The 19,344-nt window shown below is 39.0% G+C and carries 9 protein-coding genes; 1 reads left to right on the top strand and 8 read right to left on the bottom strand.

The features are described 5' to 3' along the window. The 6 genes from P0Y49_21725 to P0Y49_21700 all read right to left on the bottom strand — a co-directional run bounded on the left by P0Y49_21725 (position 1) and on the right by P0Y49_21700 (position 16,065). Complete coding sequence (locus P0Y49_21725; GenBank protein WEK19398.1) at positions 1–3,150, bottom strand: SusC/RagA family TonB-linked outer membrane protein; 3,150 nt, start codon at positions 3,148–3,150, stop codon at positions 1–3. 491 nt (positions 3,151–3,641) lie between these two features. Further along, complete coding sequence (locus P0Y49_21720) at positions 3,642–5,141, bottom strand: SusD/RagB family nutrient-binding outer membrane lipoprotein (GenBank protein ID WEK19397.1); 1,500 nt, start codon at positions 5,139–5,141, stop codon at positions 3,642–3,644. A gap of 13 nt (positions 5,142–5,154) precedes the next feature. Further along, positions 5,155–8,382 (bottom strand): SusC/RagA family TonB-linked outer membrane protein, encoded by a 3,228-nt coding sequence (locus P0Y49_21715; GenBank protein ID WEK19396.1) that lies wholly within the window; start codon positions 8,380–8,382, stop codon positions 5,155–5,157. Between the two features lie 337 nt (positions 8,383–8,719). Then, positions 8,720–10,075 (bottom strand): SusD/RagB family nutrient-binding outer membrane lipoprotein, encoded by a 1,356-nt coding sequence (locus P0Y49_21710; GenBank protein WEK19395.1) that lies wholly within the window; start codon positions 10,073–10,075, stop codon positions 8,720–8,722. Positions 10,076–10,095: 20 nt separating this feature from the next. Then, positions 10,096–13,341, bottom strand: coding sequence for a SusC/RagA family TonB-linked outer membrane protein (locus P0Y49_21705; GenBank protein WEK19394.1), 3,246 nt, complete (start codon positions 13,339–13,341; stop codon positions 10,096–10,098). Positions 13,342–13,578: 237 nt separating this feature from the next. Further along, entirely contained in the window at positions 13,579–16,065 is a 2,487-nt protein-coding gene (locus P0Y49_21700; protein WEK19393.1) for a M14 family metallopeptidase, read from the bottom strand. A 92-nt stretch (positions 16,066–16,157) separates the two neighbouring features. Here P0Y49_21700 and murF point away from each other — a divergent pair, with 92 nt between their 5' ends. After that, positions 16,158–17,459, top strand: a complete 1,302-nt coding sequence (murF, locus tag P0Y49_21695) for a UDP-N-acetylmuramoyl-tripeptide--D-alanyl-D-alanine ligase (GenBank protein ID WEK19392.1) — start codon at positions 16,158–16,160, stop codon at positions 17,457–17,459. On the opposite strand, the gene P0Y49_21690 is transcribed toward murF, so the two are convergent. Beyond that, positions 17,460–17,930, bottom strand: a complete 471-nt coding sequence (locus P0Y49_21690) for a gliding motility lipoprotein GldH (protein ID WEK19391.1) — start codon at positions 17,928–17,930, stop codon at positions 17,460–17,462. Then, positions 17,923–19,344: a regulatory iron-sulfur-containing complex subunit RicT gene (gene ricT / locus P0Y49_21685; GenBank protein ID WEK19390.1), complete on the bottom strand. Its 1,422-nt coding sequence runs from the start codon at positions 19,342–19,344 to the stop codon at positions 17,923–17,925. The genes P0Y49_21690 and ricT overlap by 8 nt, the downstream gene beginning before the upstream one ends.

Here is a 19,344-nt window from a genome sequence, read left to right as displayed (position 1 = left end):
TTAAATTTTAACCCTTAAATTAAACCCAATTGTTCTGGTAGACGGCACAGAGTTAAATTCAACTCCTTCAGCAACGCTATCTGAACCAAAAAAGTTAGCCTCAGGGTCAATATGAGGAACGTTATCATGGATTATCCATAAATTACGTCCCTCAATACCAATCTCTGCAGATTTAAAGAATTTCACATTTCTTTGTAGAAACCTCGATGGCAATTGATACGACAACCTAACTTCTCTTAACTTTACGTATGACGCGTCAAAAATATTTGCTTCTGTATTAGTTGTACCATACTGAGCCCAATATTCTTGCATACTAGTTACTGGCGTTGTATTTACAGCTCCATTCGGGTTAACTCCTTTATCAATAAAGATATTTCCTCTATTCAAGAGTGTTTCTTTAGCCAATCCATTCACTCTCAAACTAGATGCTGTGTTTGAGAAAATAACTCCTCCTTTTCTCATATCTACTAAGAAGCTAAGAGAAGCTCCTTTATAAGAGAATGTATTACTTATGCCACCTAACCAATCAGGGGTCATATTACCCAATCGTTGTTCACTTTTAACTTGTCTTAAGCCTGTAGCCGGATCAATAATCAGGTTGCCAGAAGCATCTCTCGACCAAGCTGTTCCGTAAATACCAAACGATTTACCTGATTCAGCTTTAATAGACAATCCACTCCAACCACTCGCCAGTGGGTATGAAGCAAGTTCTTTTGGCAATTCGATCTTTTGATTGTTCTTTGAAAAGTTAATATCCAAATTCCAGGTAAAATCAGTTGTTTTTAAAGGAACCAATCCCAAAGTTACCTCTACTCCTGTATTCTTTACTGAGCCCGCATTTCTAAGCGCTGCAGAAAACCCTGTTGACTGAGGAAGCGGTAGACTTACAATTTGATCGCTAGTTTTTGAGTTATAATAGGTAAAATCTAGATTAACACGGTTATTTAAAAACCTTAATTCTGTACCAACCTCAAATGAAGCCTGATTTTGCGGTTTTAAAGTCAAGTTAGGAATTGTAGCTGGACTACTGAAAGCCAAGACGCCATTAAAAGGGAATGTGGAACCATAACCATACTGCGCAAAAGCAGCAGCAATTGGTGCATAAGTATATGCGCCTTGGTATGGATCTGTATCACTACCAACGTTCGCATAACTTGCTCTCAATTTACCATAATTAAACCAATCACTTTTTGGTACAACCTCGCTAAACACAAAGCTAGAACTCACGGAAGGATAAAAATAAGATCTGTTGCTTACCGGCAAAGTAGATGACCAGTCATTTCTTCCTGTTACGTTTAAGAATAAATAATCTTTATAAGACAAGCCAACATCTCCATAAACACCCTGAATACGTTTTTTATTACTTGTATTCGTTGTAACTACACTAGCTGCATTTGCATAGTTATACAAGCCATCAATAGTCAATTGTTGAGCATCTGTCAAATCTCTACGATAAAAGCTTTCAAAAACATTATAACCCGCTATTACTTTCAAACTTAGATCCTCTGTCAATTTATGATCTGCTGTAATGATGAAATCATTGTTTATGATTCTGTTATAAATATTAGCCGCATAAAAATCTCCAGTTAAAGAGCCGATAGTTCCTTGTCTTGTAACACCCTTTCTATACTCATTGTAAAAGTCAGTACCAAGATTATCAGAAATACTAAGCCAGCTTAAAGGTTTATATGTCACAATACCATTACCATAAACACGGTCAACAACATTTGAAAAGTTATTGTTATTTACGATCCAATAAGGATTATTTCCATTTCTTGCAGCCGTTAATGTAATCTGTTGACCAGTAATTGGATCAACATAATTATTTTTTAACACCCCAATATCTAGCGTCCTAGGCAAACCATAAACTACAGATTGTAAAACACTCGGATTATTAGAACTTTGAACTGGACGTCCATCCGCTGCAGTACGCGTATAATTCACATTAGTACGAATATCTAGTCCAGGTAGAACCGTTCTTCCTGCATTAAGACTCAACACATTCTTTCTTAGCTGTTCGTTCGGAATAATTCCATTTTGGGTTGTGTTTGTAAAACCAAAGCGATAATCGCCCGATTCTCCCCCTCCCTCAAAAGCAACTGAATTAATATAAGTTTTTCCTGTATTGTAAAAATCCTTAACATTATCAGGATACGCCTGAAGTGTAACTCTCTGGTTTAAATAATTGGTGAATTGCATATCTTGAACCTCACTTATTTTAGGTCCCCAACCATTAACGTTTGGACTGTTTAGCGCATTGTTTGCGTTATAAACACCTTGATTACCTTGAGCATACTCATTCTGAAAATCAGGAAGTTTCAAAATATCATCAAAGCGAGTCGAAGAGTTAAATGTAACCGAACCCTGACCCTTTTTCCCCTTTTTTGTAGTAATAACAATGGCACCATTTTTTGCTCTTGCACCATATAAAGCAGTAGCAGCAGCCCCTTTAAGCACTGTAACCGACTCAATATCATCAGAGTTTAAATCTCCAGCCCTGTTACCATAATCAGAACCAGCACTACCTTGTGGCACAGAACTAGTTGGAATTGTGTTTACTTGAGGAGCGCCATTGTCAACCGGCAAACCATCAATCACAAAAATTGGCTGATTCGATGTACTTCCAGAGTTAAAGGAAGATGCTCCTCGAATGATGATCTTCGCAGAACCTCCTACAGTACCAGATTGAGAAGTAACCCTAACACCTGCAACTTTACCCGCAAGTGAATTAATCACATTCGTTTCTCTTGCTTTGGTTAAATCATCACCCTTGACTGTAGTAACCGAATATCCCAGTGATTTTGCGGTTCTTGTAATACCCATTGCAGTAACAACAACTTCACCCAGTTGCCTGGTATCGGTTCCTAAAACAACATTTACTACATTGGATGACGCAACAGGAATAATTACAGGCAAATAGCCAAGAGAAGAAAATTCAATTGAAGCTTGCCCTGCTGCAACCTTAAGAGCGTATTTACCATTTGCATCTGTTGACGTACCATTCGCAGTACCAACAATTTTTACAGAAACTCCCGGGATTGGTAGTCCGTCGTCCTTTCCTGTAACCGTACCAGTAACTGTTCTATCTTGTGCCATCGCAGCTCCCGCAACGAACATCAAAATGAACAAACTTTGTAAAAGTTTTCTCATAAGAAATTAAAATTTAGGTTAGTTAATAATAGCCAAATATATCAAATACGATATGCTGGCATAGCTTTACAAGAACAAGCCACCCACTTATGACATTTAAATGACATATTCTGTTGCCAATATTTTTTGAAGAGAGTTCTTTTCACAAAACATTATTCTTCACAAGAAAAACAAACAAAATTTAGTTCTGTAAAAATCCAAAAACAACTATTGTAATAAAATTTTAACATTATTTAACACTTGTTGTCAATTTGTTCAACACTTTGTAGTTTATTTTAAAAAAACTAGTAAAGCCCTAGATTTTACATAATTAAAGCCAATTCACTAAAACCAGATTTTGTCAACTTACTATTTTTCAAAAAATGGAAAAATCTCCTCGAGCCATAGTATAAAATCCAGAGATCACACAAAATAAAAAAATCCCGGCTGCTTAGACAACCGGGACTTCATATAAATCCATCAACTTAGTTTCAGGATGCTCACTAATATAATTATTGAGTGAATTGTAAATTTTTTCCCCACCACACATTAACCGAAAGCGGTTGTGTACCTGGATAATTAGCATTCGTAGTCAACTCTGTATTTGGATATAAAAAGCGAAGCGGAGCTTTTAAACCACCAAGAAGAGATGCAATAGACTTTACGAAGAACGTAGGATAACCTGTTCTTCTCCACTCGCTCCAGGCCTCAAAGCCTTGAAAGCCACACATCGCATAGTATTTCTGGGTAATAATAACTTGAACTTTAGCCTCTACAGTTGTAGCTGCAACAAAAGCAGTATGACCATCCGGAGCAGCCGCGTAGTAATTAGTGCCATCTGCAATAGCCAAACCTGTTGCCACAAAGCTAGCATTTACACCATTCTTTATAAGCGTTTCTAAATCCCCTCCATTAGGAGCCCAACCTCTTGCAACAGCCTCTGCCTGTAAAAATAAGCTTTCAGTAGCGGAGATTAATTTAACGGGAGCAGTGGCAGATGAAGTGTTTGTTGAATTACCTCCAACCAAAGCCGAGGGAGGAGAAACCAGCTTAATGGGTGAGTTTAGATAATTTCCTTGAGGAATTGAAGTAATTTCAGTAGAATCCTTCAACAAATCGTAAAACTTGAATCTCCGGACATCCGCGTTACGAATAAAAGCACTGACAACAGTTTTACTAGCCACAAGATTCTGAACCCTGTTCAAAGCAACCATCTCATTATACAATGGATTCTCATTTCCTCCAATAGTAGTATACTTTATTGTCGCATCCGCAGTAACAAAAGTAGGATTTGTTGCATACAAAGCCTGAATACCCGCTTGAGCTTTTGCAGGATCTATGTAAGCAATTCTTAAATAAGCTCTAAGTTTTAGGGTATTAGCAAAGGCGATCCATTGTGCAAGCCCTCCCTGAAATATCATGTCTTGTGCGCCTGGGTTAGTAGCTGTTGGGGTCTTAAGCAATCCAACACCTTTATCTATAAACACAAATATACTGTCATATACAGATTGCTGACTTTGATATTGTGGACTAATAAAAGTAGCTCCTTGTAAAGCCTGACCCAATGGAATGTCACCAAATCCATCAGTTGTTAACTGAGTAGCATAGGCTTTTAAAATATACGCAATCCCTTTGGTATACTCCACCCCAGCAACTGTATTGTTGTTAATGATAATCTGGGCATTGATCAATGCACTACGATAAAGTGTAAGCCAATTACGATCAAAGGCCGTATTCGCCAAATTGTACTGATCAATCGTTCTATATTGAGATGCCGTTGGACTTTGAGTCCAGTATTGACTCCATATTCCACCAAACACCTGATAACCATTTCCAACAATCTGACTCACAGCAGCCTCTACCGTAGGTAAAAGCAACGTAGGATCTGCAGTATCAGGGTTATTAGGGTTTTGGTTGATGTCTAAAAATTTCTTACAGCCCGTAAATCCAACAGCGCCAATAAGAACCAGAAGTAACAACTTCCTTGGATTAAATATATATTTACTTTGCATAATAAGGTTGTTATTAAAATGAAACTTTTAGGTTGATACCATAATTACGAACAGCTGGCTGGGCAGTAAAATCAAATCCTTGAAGATTTGTTGATCCTGCAGAGTTTACCTCTGGATCAGCATATTTATTTTCTTTTGCAGCCCACAGGAACAAGTTATTACCATACAACCCAATAACTAGCACGCCAAACGGTGTACCCCGTAACTGATCCTTACTAAATTGATAAGAAAGTGTGGCCGAACGTACCTTAACATAAGATGCATCAATAATATTTACACCAGGAATCGTGTTTCCAAAATAGTCCTCTTTATTATAGGTATAGGTTGTATTTACAACACTGTTCCCATTTGCATCCAGATAAACAGAGTTCGGGAAAATTGCACCAAATCTAACGCCCCCTGTCTCGGCTGCAGTACCAGCAAAATCGGTTATGCTCTTTGTTCTTGAAGAAAATTTACCCCCTTGTTTAACATCAAAAAGAACACCGAAATTAATTTGCTTAAATTTGAAATTCGTTCCAAAAGAAGCTTGATATTTTGGATTGTATGATCCAAGATATTGTGCCGTGGTTGTATTAATTGGCCGACCAGTAGTTGGACTGATAATTGTTCTTCCTTCTGCATCTGTTTGATTGGTAACTGCATAGAATTGCCCATAAGCATAACCTTTAGCAGCAGTAACAGTCATCCCGCCAAAACCACCAAGGCTAACTTGATTAACACCAGGCAGCAGAGAAACTACCATACTGTTGTTTTTGGTGTAGGTTCCGTAAAGCTCCCAGGTTATATTTGTAGATTTAACAACAGTTCCCCTTAAACTCAACTCAACCCCATTATTTCGTATCTCTCCTGCATTTACAAGGCTTGTACCAAAACCCGTGGAGTTCGGAATCGGTATATTTAGTATTTGATTTTTTGAACTGTTTCTATAATAACTGAAATCTGCAGAAATTCTGCTATCCAGAAAACCTAATTCTGTACCTACCTCAAAAGAGGAAGTTTTTTCCGGCATAAGATTTAGATTGCCAATTCCAGAGCTTGCCATTAATGCAGCTACGCTTCCAAATGGAAAAACCGTGCTTCCAAAACTTCCGTTCACCGTTGCCTTAGAAAAAGTAGACAATAATTGATACGGATCTGTATCACTACCTACTTGAGCCCAGCTAGATCTCAATTTACCATAAGTCAACCAATCAGCAGTAGAAGAAGCTTTTAGCAACTCCGAAAACACAAATGATCCACTTACACTTGGATAAAAGAATGAATTATTTTGAACAGGCAATGTAGACGACCAGTCGTTCCTGGCGGTTGCTTCTAAGAACAGATAGGTTTTATAGGCTAAATTTAAATCCGCATACAAACCTACCAATCTTCTTTTACTTAGATTATCTAGGGCTATATTAACCGGTCCATTACTGTTGGAAAGATTATACCAACCAGGAACTACCAAACCTCCTGTGCCATTTGTAGCTGAGTTCATACTGGTCGTAGATCTCTGACGTATGTTATTCCCGATCATTAAAGACCCTGAAAAATCATCGTTAAATTTATAGGTTGCAGTAATCATTAAATCATGAGCCAGCTCCATCACGTTGTACTCATCAATTTCATAGGAACCGACATTGGTTCTTGGGGTGGTACCGGCGTATGCAGGGGTTGTATCTATAGGAGAATAATTATACTTAGGCGCTAAAATCCGGCGTCTGTCATTATAAGTATCAATACCAACTCTTTCTTGTACATTTAACCAGCTATAAGGTTTATAGCCAAGATTGAAATTTCCTGTGACACGGCTAACATTATCTAAGTTAGAATAGTTTTGCAAGATCCAATACGGATTCGTGGTATAAGCCCCATAATAACCATAATTATTAGGGTGAAACACCCCATCATCAGTCGTAATCCCATAACCGTTATATTTATTATTCAGATCCTTAAGAGATCGAAAATCAATATCTATTGGCGTTTGGAGAACATTATTATAAACAGAAGACCCTCCCTGACCACCAGCAACTTCATTCGCATCTATCCTGTTATAGTTAAACGACACACCCGCTGAGAATTTATTGCTAAACTCAGTCTTACCATTAAATCTTACCCCATATTTATTATAATAATCATAGTTGCCAGGAAAAATACCATCAGAGTTCAAGGAACTAAGACCTAAATAGAATGATGTTTTTTCTCCGCCGCCAGAAAAGCTTAAGTTATTATCTGCTGCATAGCCTGTCTCAAAGAAATTGCGAATATTATTAGGAACAGCAGAAAAAGGTTTCATTTGACGAACACCGTCAATTTGTTGTCCCCAAGGCTGGACAATGCCTGTTAATGCTGGCCCCCAACTTCCATTTTCTTTAAGAATAGACACTCCCCCATCTCCTTGTCCATATTCCTGTTGAAGTTCCGGCAACTTTAAAACCGAAGAAAACGTGTTATTAGAATTGAATGTAATTGACGTCTTAGAGGCATTTTGTGTCCCCGATTTGGTAGTAATAACCAAAGCTCCATTCGATGCACGGGAGCCATAAAGTGCAGCAGCAGCTGGACCTTTCAAAACAGTCACAGACTCAATATCATCTGGATTAAGGTCATTCCCTCTGTTACCAAAATCAACACTGCTCAGTGGAGATGCCCCGCCACCTGCTGCAGCTAACCCACCAATAACACTTGAATTGTCAATAGGCATCCCATCAACAACTATCAACGCCTGGTTAGATCCAGAAATAGAAGATCCCCCACGAAGTACAACTCTGGCAGAACTGCCGGGACTACCAGAAGTAGAACTGATGTTCACACCAGCAACTTTACCTGCTAATGAGCTGAGTGCGCTCGGACTGCCACCCTGAGTCAACTCATCACTCTTAACTGTTGGTGCAGAATAACCTATGGTTCTTTTTTCCCGCACAATAGCATTAGCAGTAACAACAACCTCTCCCAGTTCTTTTGCATCTGTTACCAATACCACATTTATCACGTTGGATGAACCAACAGCAATAACTTGCTTTAAATAACCAATAGAAGAAAATTCAAGTGAAGCTGATTGTGATGCAAGTTTAACAGCATATTTACCATTTGCATCTGTTGAGGTACCTATTGTGGTACCTATGATTTTTACAGAAATTCCCGGGATTGGTAGCCCGTCATCCTTTCCTGTAACTGTACCGGTAATTGTTCTATCTTGTGCCATCGCAGCTCCCGCAATAAACATCAAAATGAACAAACCTTGTAATAGTTTTTTCATAAAAAATAGATTAGTTAACAACAATCAATACACCGCATAGACCACTAAGAACCAGACACATCCAAAGCAATTCAGCGACATTTACCGTATTAACAAGAATAATCAGTAAAAGTTTTTAAGCGAGTTTTTTTTATTGAAATACAGGAATCATCAATATAAAGTTATACAGTCTATGCAGCTACGTGATGTATTAGACCCCTAGATTTTGCATCCTTAAACGCAGGTAATACCAATTCACTAAAAAGACAGAGTTAATTAAAAATTCCCGGTCACATCATGCAACCGGGAATTGCCATAAATCTATACTCTTGTTTTCGATTTACTTAAATTAGTTAAATTATGGCACGTCCCACCATACGCGTTTCAACATGCTTGTATTTTTTGGAGAATTAGAATTATTTCTTTGTTCACCAGAAGGATAAAGAAGAGATCTTGGTAATGCGCCTCCTAAAGCACTCCCGGCGGGAGCAACCAAAGCAGGAATACCAGTTCTTCTCCAATCAGTCCAAACCTCAGGACTTAAAAACAGTGCCACATACTTCTGTGTCATAATATCGGCAAGCGCAATATTACCCGCTGTTTTTGCAACTGTAGCGGCGTAAGTTGCATCACCGATTGTTCTTAATAGGTTTGCGCTAACCGCAGCATTATAAGCCAAAGCCGCAGCTGCCTTATTTTGTGCTGTTTTCTGAAATTGACATTCTGCTTCAATAAACCTTAATTCATCATAGCTCATCAATACAACCGGAGAATCTTCACTTCCATACAAAGTACCGAGACCTTCATCACCATCGCTATATACATCCAAACGCGGATCTGAAGCAGTGTCCATTAAATCAAAAATATATCCGGTAAAAATAATATCACCACGCTGATCATTAAACTGAAACCATGGATTTTGCGTTGGCAAACTTGTACCGGCAAACAATACTGATGCGCTTTCTCCAGGTAAAAACCCTGTAGAAACCTCCAGCAGTGCTTTATCATAATACGATCTATCCCTTTTTGCCAAATGGAGAAAAAACTTCGCCCTTAAAGAATGTGCAAACCTTAACCATTTAGTCAAATCCCCTTTAAACATTAGATCCTCTGATCCTGGCTGAAATTTACTACCGTCCGAGGCTCCAAGACTAGTAATCGCATCGGTAAGCAATTTATCAATAGCAACATAAACCTGTTGTTGAGGATCATATGCGGGTTGTAAATTAGCAAGCCCCATGAAAGCATTACTGTAAGGTACATCACCCCATAGGTCAGCAGCCAAACCTAGATTATGCGCCATCAATATTTTTGCAATAGCTCCATAATGACCTTGATTTAAAGTATTCGCTATATTAATCATTGAATTAGCATTATTCATAATACCACCTCCATACAAACCTGCGGTCCACATATTATCTACATCATCAGGAGAAACCGCATAACGGCCAGCCGATACAGACTGATTTGCATCACCGGTGGTTTGCTGCATAAAAATAGACACAAACCTCGAAGCATCTCCACCACACAAATACCCTGTAGATTGTATAATACCAGGCAAAAGACTAGAAGGTACCGGATTCTTTAATTGTGAAGGATCATCATTAATCCCATCATAAAAATATCCCTTTTTGCAAGAAGTAACCAAGCCCATCGTCCCGATAAGCAAGATTAAGCCAGTTCTTGCTGCTTTATTTAGATTTAAAAATTTCATATTCAACAGTTTAAGATAGATTAAAACTTAAATTTCAGGTTCAAACCATAACTGGAAGTCCCGGGATTATTAAAATAATCCATCCCCTGAGAGCTTGTTGCCCCCGTTAAACTTGTCTCTGGGTCTATTCCATGGTATGGAGTCCAAATGATTATGTTTCTGGCGAAAAGCCCCGCAGTTAATCCTTTAACAAATGGATTTTTGTCTCCTTTATTAAACAACTTACTGAAATTGTAGGACAATGAAACTTCTCTTAATTTCACAAAAGATGCATCCTCAACAAAAGCTTCATTTAAGTTTCCAAAACCACCGCCGTCTCCTAAATACCAATTTTGATCCAAAGGAACACTGAGTGAATTTGCCGATCCGGCCCCGGCAACTTCATTACCATTACTATCAAAATGTACCAAATCACCGTTGTCATTCAGGTGACCCAACACACCAGGAAATTGCTTCAACGTATTCCTATTATTAGTCAAATCCGATGTGCCAATTGCCGCCAATGATCCTCTGGTACCATTCCAAAGATCTCCTTTAAATTTCCAGTCAATCAATGCATACAAAGACAAGCCTTTATAAGTAAACGTATTACCAAAACCCATCAAAAATTTAGGATTAGGATTACCTATTTCCTTCTGAATATTCGTGTTTGTTAAAGGATAACCCACATTATCACGATCATCGATGACGATATTTCCACCATTATCTCTTGTATATCCATAACCATAAATTATACCTGCTGGCATATTTGGCAATTGAGCAATAACAGTCCCCGTAAAACCATTAAGAGTAATTTGCTCTACACCAGGTGCAAGTGACAACACCTTGCTTCTATTCATACTAAAATTAAGAAAGCTATCCCATTCAAAATCTGTATTTTTAACCGGAGTCCCCGTAACCTGAATCTCCAAACCTCTGTTTCTGATAGACCCTGAATTTAAAGTTACATATTGGTAGCCTGATGCCCCTGATACTGGAGCCTGCACAATCAGATCAGTACCTTTGCTATAATAGCCTGTTACATCCAAGCCCAAGCGATTGTTAAAAAACTGCAGCTGTACCCCCAACTCATAGGCTACGGTCTTTTCAGGTTTTAAATTGGGATTTCCTAATATATTGTCTAAGCCAAACGAACCAAAACCATTTGAAGGGAAAGAAATACCACTCGTATAGCCATCAGGAAATGTAGTTGGCACATAATAAGAATTCAACTTAAAAGGTCCTGGATCTTTACCAACCTGTGCTATCGACGCCCTTATTTTACCCAAACTTAGAATTCCCTCTTTGATCTCTCCTAGTTCAGAAAATACAAAACTAAAATTTGCTGAAGGATAAAAGAAGGAATTACTTCCTTTTGGTAACGTAGACGTCCAGTCATTTCTACCTGTCGTTTCCAGATACAACATATTGTTGTAAGACAAATTAAGGTCATAATAAACCCCACCTTTTCGATAAGGTGTGATAAAATTTGCCGACTTAAGCGTACTCGCATTATAGATGTTATCAAATCCAGGTGAAACCAATCCGTCTCCCTGTGTATACAATTCATCCAGCTTCCTATTGTATAGGTTACCCCCTACTTTTCCATCAAACCGCCATTTATCATTAATTACTTTTGTATAACTTAAAATCAAATCAGAGTTGATACTTCTATAGGTATACCGATCATCAAATACCCGACCACCAGTAAAAGCCCCGGATTGAATCTCATAGTACTGGTGACGATTGTCATTATAAGTATCTAAACCAGCTCTATACATAGCACTAAATCCATTCCCAATAGTATAATCTAACTGCAGATTCCCAATCAATCTATTCAACAAAGTTTTATACGGGTTTTTATTAATTGTCCAGTAAGGGTTATCATAAATTCCATTCCGATAAGACCGCTGCAAACCATTACTAAACAAAAAAGCTTTTGGATCATCAGCTCTAGTCGCCCCATTCGAGTTATCAAATGAGATAGGCGTCCTGGTTAACCCGAGCATAATACCTGACAGGTTACTACCTTGCTGAGGCATATTACCATCACTAGTTATATAGGTCATGCTGGTAGCTAACTTTAGCTTTTCAGATATTTTCAGATCGCCTGCAAAGGTTATAGACGTCCTTTGAAAATTCTGCAATGGGACAATAGAGTTCGAGTACATATTGCCGATTGAAGCTCTATAAGTTGCAACATCATTACCCCCGCTCACACCAACTGAATTAGTAAAAGTAGACCCAGTCCTGAAAAAGCTATGGAGATTATCATAAGGAACAAAAGGGATCTTAGCAGTTGGATCTGTGTTCAAAACAACATCACCATGAATATCGTACTCATTAGGTATTCCATTCCAGGATACATCTTTCGCATTTGGCCCCCAGGAATAACGGTTAGTTGAAGAAAAAGGGGTAATGACTCCACCAGTACCTTTAACCCATTGATTTTGAAGTTTAGGGAACCTATTTACCTTATCAAAAGAAACCCCGGTATTAAAGTCAACCTGCATTTTACCGGCTTTACCTCTTTTTGTAGTAATAACAATTGCGCCATTTGCAGCCTCAATACCGTAAATAGCCGCAGCAGCTGGACCTTTTAACACCGTAATACTTTCAATATCACTCGGATCAATATCCGCTCCCCTGTTGGAATTAGAAGCTCCTTGCAATAAATTGTTCTTCTCATCTGAAGGGTCTCCGGAATAATTCTGAGAGTTGTCAATCGGACTCCCGTCAATCACAAATAAAGGCTGATTATTTCCTGTCAATGAATTGGCCCCCCTTAACTGAATATAGCTAGAAGCCCCGGGTGTACCCGATGAAGATGTAATTTGTACACCAGCAATCTTACCAGAGAGAGACTTTAAAACATCTCCTTGGTCGGTTTTAGTCAAATCTTCACCTTTAACACTTTGAGCAGCATAACCAAGGGCTTTTGTTTCCCTTTTAATACCTAAAGCCGTAACCACAACCTCTCCAAGTTGTTTTGAGTCTGTTGCCAAAACCACATTTACTACATTTGAAGAGCCGACCGAGACAACTTGCTGTAGGTAACCAATCGAAGAAAATACAATTGAAGCTGGCCCAGATGCAATTTTAAGTGCATACTTACCATTCGCATCTGTTGATGTACCAATCGAAGTCCCAACAACTTTTACTGATACGCCCGGAAGCGGCAGCCCGTCATCCTTTGCTGTAACCGTACCAGTAATTGTTCTATCTTGTGCCATTGCAGCTCCTGCAACAAACATCAAAATGAACAAACTTTGTAATAGTTTTTTCATAAGAAATTAAAATTTTAGGTTAATAGATGATTATGATGGCCCAAAAAAGCCAGACATATTTATGACACTTTAGTGACACAACACAATAACAATAACATCACTAAAAAAGTTTCGACAAAGAATTTTATAATAAATAAAAACAGTTTCAAAATATTTAATTTTGCAAACAGAGATGTTCGTCCCAAATAACAAAATTTAGTAACCCTTTGACTTAGTATGTTTATGTGCAAGCAAATACTAATTCACTAAAAAGACAGAATTTACAAACATGAGCTTTCCATTTTCCCAAAAAGAACGGAAAAGTACACTCGAACCAAGGTATATGATCACCCCTTTACCCTCAGGTTGCACACCAAAAAGCATCCCGTTACCGAGTTTTTTAAGGACTCCTTCGCCGGCAATACCGGCAACATAGCTGCCTGACTTTAAAACCCCTGTATTCCAACCCCGGTTAAGAAACTCATATAACCTGTCGTCAGTCTTTAAAGTATAGTAACAATTGCCCAGTCCTGCCGAAATTGGATGGCTACGATCAAGCTCAACTTTAAAAATAGCCCCCGGAATAGCATTGGATAAGTTAATCTGTTTTCTATTCTGGTATTTTGATGCCCCATCAACATAGATTTCGTCCTTAAAGTATTCTTTCTTTTGAATATCAAATGGTTTCTTCCCTGCAACTCTCAATATCGCATCTTCCATCAAAATCAGTTTTCCGCCCGTCTTAACCCAATCCTGTACTTTTTGGTTGATATTATCACCATAGGTCCCGTCCGGAAAGATTAAAGTATTCACCTTATTAATATCCAAATTGCTTACATCATCCAAATTGATCATAGTTGTAGAATAGCCTAGCTCTTGTTCAAAAAAATGCCACACCTCACCAAGGCTTTGAGCAGAAGCCTCAGAACTGGCAACGACTGCCACTTTTGGGATAGGCAAAACCGGATAAACTGACGAACCAAAGTCTTTCCCCTTGTCTACTGAACCTCCATTAACCGCATAAAAGTAGCTCTTTAATGTCTTCTGTATCTCTGATATTTTGGTTGATAATTCCTTGACAGTCTTTTCATTTTCAGCTCTGTAAACCAATAATGACCCAATGGGATAGCTAACTCCTCCAACAGCAAAGCCTTCTTCAGCCATACGAACCTTTATTCCCGCCTTCTGCAATGCAATCAATACCTTGGCATCATCAACAGAATTCCAGGGTAAAAGCCAGGCATAAGGTTTTTGTCCATTCGCCAAAGTGCGACTTGGTTCTTCAATAAATTGATATTTTCCTTTTATGAGTTCTTTAGCTGCGTACGCAGTCAGACCATAAGCGTATGGCAAAGCCCAGGCTGTAATATCGTAAGTATTCGAGTCATTTACCGATGTTTGAGGTTCAAAAAGGACATTCGCCAATATCGCCCCTGGCTGGTCCAGGTTTACAATCAAATCATTCCGCTCCACCTTAAACTGCTCTATTTTTCTTGTTTCATAACTATAACCTTCTGCAGCAGCATTTCCCCCAAAAGCAAAGTCAACATTGTTTTTCTTTAATAGTGCAGCCAAACGCTTTAGTTTGCCCAAATTCTGCCCTTTTACCACATAACTTCTAAAAGCGCCGGGTGGGTTAACAATCGCTTTTTCAAAATACTTCCTAAACTCATCCACCAACCGATCCGCATTTTTCGACACTGTTTCCAATGTAGCCATCCCAGCAGTAAAATGATGATCAATCCGGTCTTTTAAGGTTAGCGTATCTCCATCAATCGTAACCACCGAGAGTCCGGCGCCTATTCCTCCTTGCTCATAAGTCATCCCAACTGCCCCATTATATAAAGGATAAGTATCCCCATAAGAAGGGTATAACAGATCAAACTGCTCCTTTGTAAAATATTTCCAGCCTTTCTCATCAAAATTTTTGGCATTGTTTTTCCCTACCATGATCTGAAACTCTTTTTGCCAGGCTGTTATGTCCTGATGGATAGGTTCTGCTGCAGGAGCAAAATAATAGGGTTCGTTGTAGTTTTGCTCATGGAAATCAACGTGCACTTCAGGCATCCAGCCATGATATAAAACCAATCGTTGCTGTGTTTCAATTTGCGACTGCCAGGCCCAGTCCCGGTTTAAGTCAAAATAATAATGATTTAACCGCCCTCCAGGCCAGGGCTCCAAATGTTCCCTTGCCATTGGGTTAGGATTGGGCTTTGTACCTGCAACACTATTAAAATAACTTAAATATCGCTCCCTGCCATCCGGGTTTAAACATGGATCAATAATGACTACTGTACTCTTCAACCATTCCTGAATACTTGATGCTTTCGCCTCTGCAAGCACGTACATCATTTTTATCGCCGTTTCCGTAGGACTAGCCTCATTGCCATGTACGTTATAGCTTAACCACAATATAGCAGGTTGCTTAACCGTCTTAGCCACTATTTTTTGTCCTTTACTTAAAATCAGGTTATTGGTTCTGATCTGCTCCAGCTTATCCATGTTTTCTTTTGCAGACACAATGCCAACAAGTAGCTCTTTCCCCTCATAGCTCTTTCCATAACTTACAATCTTTACGTTCCGGCCCATTTTGCCTAGATATTTAAAATAATCCAGTACTTTTTCATGTGGAGTAAACCTACTTCCTAAGGCGTAACCCAAAAACTCATCGGGCGATTTTACCTGAGCATTTACCGCATTCAACCCCAACAATAAAAACAGAAACGGAACCAGAAAGTATTTCATAGTGAGGAATTAATATTCCTAAAGTACTAAAGAATATTTTTTGTTTCTATTTCATAGTGTAATTTTACACCTTCATTCATCAATATTAACATATGGCCACGATAAACTCCTTGTATCAACACTTTCTTCAGCATCCAATTGTATGTACAGATACCAGGAGTATTACAGATGGCTGTCTGTTTTTTGCACTTAAAGGCGATAAATTTGATGCGAATACATTTGCAGCACAAGCCATAAGTCAAGGTGCGGCTTATGCCATTATTGATGATGAAAACTACCAAACAGATGATCGCTGCATATTGGTACCTAATGTTTTAACCGCACTGCAGGATTTAGCCAAACACCATCGCAACCAGCTTACTATCCCTGTTATCGGCTTAACAGGAAGCAATGGCAAAACCACAACCAAAGAGTTGATCAGAGCCGTGCTTGCTCAGAAATATACCACCTTTGCCACCAAAGGAAACCTGAACAATCATATTGGTGTTCCACTGTCCATCCTCTCTCTTACTCCTCAAACCGAGATCGCGGTAATAGAGATGGGCGCCAACCATCAAAAGGAAATAGAATTTTTATGCGATATAGCGCAACCGACCCACGGCCTCATCACCAATATTGGCATGGCCCATTTGGATGGATTTGGAGGCTTTGAAGGCGTAAAAAAAGGAAAAGCAGAGTTATTTGCTTATCTAAAAAACCATGAGGGTATTGCTTTCATTAACAGAAATAACCCTTATTTATTAGAAATGAGCGGAAAGGCAATGTTAAACAAGGTGATCTATTATGGCACAGAAGCTAACAATGCTATATCCGGAAAGTTAATCAAATCTGATCCTTTTATTGAACTTTCCTGGACAAGTAAATCCGAGTCGTTCCAAACAGAAATACATTTAACCGGTGCTTATAACTTTGAAAATATACTTGCGGCAATATGTATTGCACAGTTCTTTGAAGTCAGTCCGGATCAGATTAATGCAGGATTATCGGGATACCAGCCAAACAATAACCGCTCTCAAATCACAAAAACGGCAACGAATACGGTTATCTGCGATTTTTACAATGCCAATCCAAGCAGTATGGCTGCTGCACTGAAAAATATTGAACTTTTAAGTAGCGACAATAAAGCCGTCATTATCGGCGATATGTTTGAACTAGGACAAGAATCTCCGGAACAGCACAAAATTATCATTGAGCAGGCAGAAAAACTAAAGACAAACACGTTAATCTTTATAGGCCATCATTTTTACGATGCCAAACAGTCCCACAAAGGACACTTCTTCGAAACACCTGATGAGGCTGCGACCTTCTTAAAGGAGCATCCAATAAACAATAACCTTATCCTATTAAAAGGATCACGTGGAATGGCATTAGAGCAGCTATTACCGCTGCTTTAATTAATTCACGAGCGAGACCTTTATGCCAACATCACTTATTTCCTTAAGGGGATTGTCGCGCATATTCTGTTCCAATTCTAATTCGTATTTTCCTGGAGCCGGGAATTTAAACTGGGTTAGCAGCGGAAAAGCATAAGTATATAAGTTTCCGGATCCAGATCCATTCCATTGGCCATCAGGTTGCGCCAGCTTAAATTCATAACGTCTGCTGCGCTTTTTTTGTCCATTTTTCACATTGAGCAGGACAAAAATATTCGAATATCTGTAATCAGCGGTATGCCTTAATTTAAAGTAAATATTATAGGGCTTACTGCTATCTGTAATATCAACCATTACCTTCACCTTATCGGCATAACTCCAGTTACGTGAGGGCATGGCCTGATTACTATCGACAATATTATTGGTATCACAACCGCTAAACAACAATGTAAAAACGATCGAAAACAAAAGTAAAACTTTACGATTATTCATTTTTAGGCTTATCCGTTGGCTTTTTTCTGCGGTTATTATTCCTATTTCGATTATTTCTTTTAACAACAGGCTGTCCCTCAATAGACGACACAACATTAGATTGTCCTTCCTGCGCAACAGCGGCTTTAGCTTTGGGTTGCTGCCCTTTGCCTTGACCTTGTCCCGGAGCATGCTCTTTCTTGCCTCCATCAGGCTTATTTTTTACCTGCTGTGACTGTTTCGCCCCCCTGTCTTGTCTATCCGGACGCTCTGCATTGTTTTTATTCCGGTTCTGATTGTTGTTCCGGTTATTTCTATTGCCTTTATTTCTCGGTTTATCATCCAAACGTGTTAAACTATCTTGTCCAACCACATTTTCATAATCCGGGGTTTTATCAATTACAGATGTAGGAATCAACTCAACAGCCTCTTCTTTAAGGTTATTAGGCTTCTGTCCCCTTTTGTTCATCGCCATGATTTCTTTCACACGGTCAACTTTTAAAGGGATCCAGTCTTCCGTATTCGGATAACTAAACCACATTAACTTCTTAAATATATCTGTCTTTTGATGTCTGGCGACCCCAATTTCGGTCAGTAAGCTATCCACACGGTCAGGAATATCCTTAAGCGCATCCAAATAAGTATCCAGCTCGTAATTTAAGCAGCATTTCAGCTTACCACACTGTCCGGCAAGTTTTAACGTATTTAAGGATAAATTCTGATACCTTGCCGCAGCAGTAGACACCGTTTTAAAGTTCGTTAACCAGGTAGAGCAGCACAATTCCCTTCCACATGATCCAATTCCACCCAATCTACCAGCTTCCTGACGCATCCCAATCTGGCGCATTTCTATTCTGATCCGGAAAGTTTCGGCCATCTTTTTAATCAACTCTCTAAAATCTACCCTACCTTCTGCAGTGTAAAAGAAAGTTGCTTTTGTCTTATCACCCTGGTAATCGACATCGCTAATTTTCATAGACAATCGCAAATCCAAAGCCAGTGTACGCGCCTTATGCATGGTTTCCCATTCCATTGCCTTCGCAACTTTCCACTTCTCTACATCAGCCTCTGTGGCCTTTCTGTAAATTTTTCGCGTTACTTGATCTACCGCAGTTTTTCTGCGCTTCATTTGAATTCTTACCAATTCTCCGGTGAGAGATACGTGACCAATATCGTAGCCACCCGTTGGTCCTTCAACCGCTACAAGCTCGCCAATTTCAAGGTAAATGTTATCAGTATTTACAAAGAATTCTTTCCTTGCACCTTTAAATTTAACTTCTATGACCTGAAAAGGCTTATAATTTGAGGGCATGTCCAAATTCGACAGCCAATCGTAAACTTCCATTTTTCCGCATCCGCCAGTAAGACATGAGCCATTACTTTTGCAGCCTGCGGGGGCGCAACCGCCACCTGTAGAACAACTTCCACATCCCAT

Source organism: Candidatus Pedobacter colombiensis (genome assembly GCA_029202485.1).
Taxonomy (GTDB): domain Bacteria; phylum Bacteroidota; class Bacteroidia; order Sphingobacteriales; family Sphingobacteriaceae; genus Pedobacter; species Pedobacter colombiensis.
This window is presented reverse-complemented; position numbering and strand designations above follow the sequence as displayed.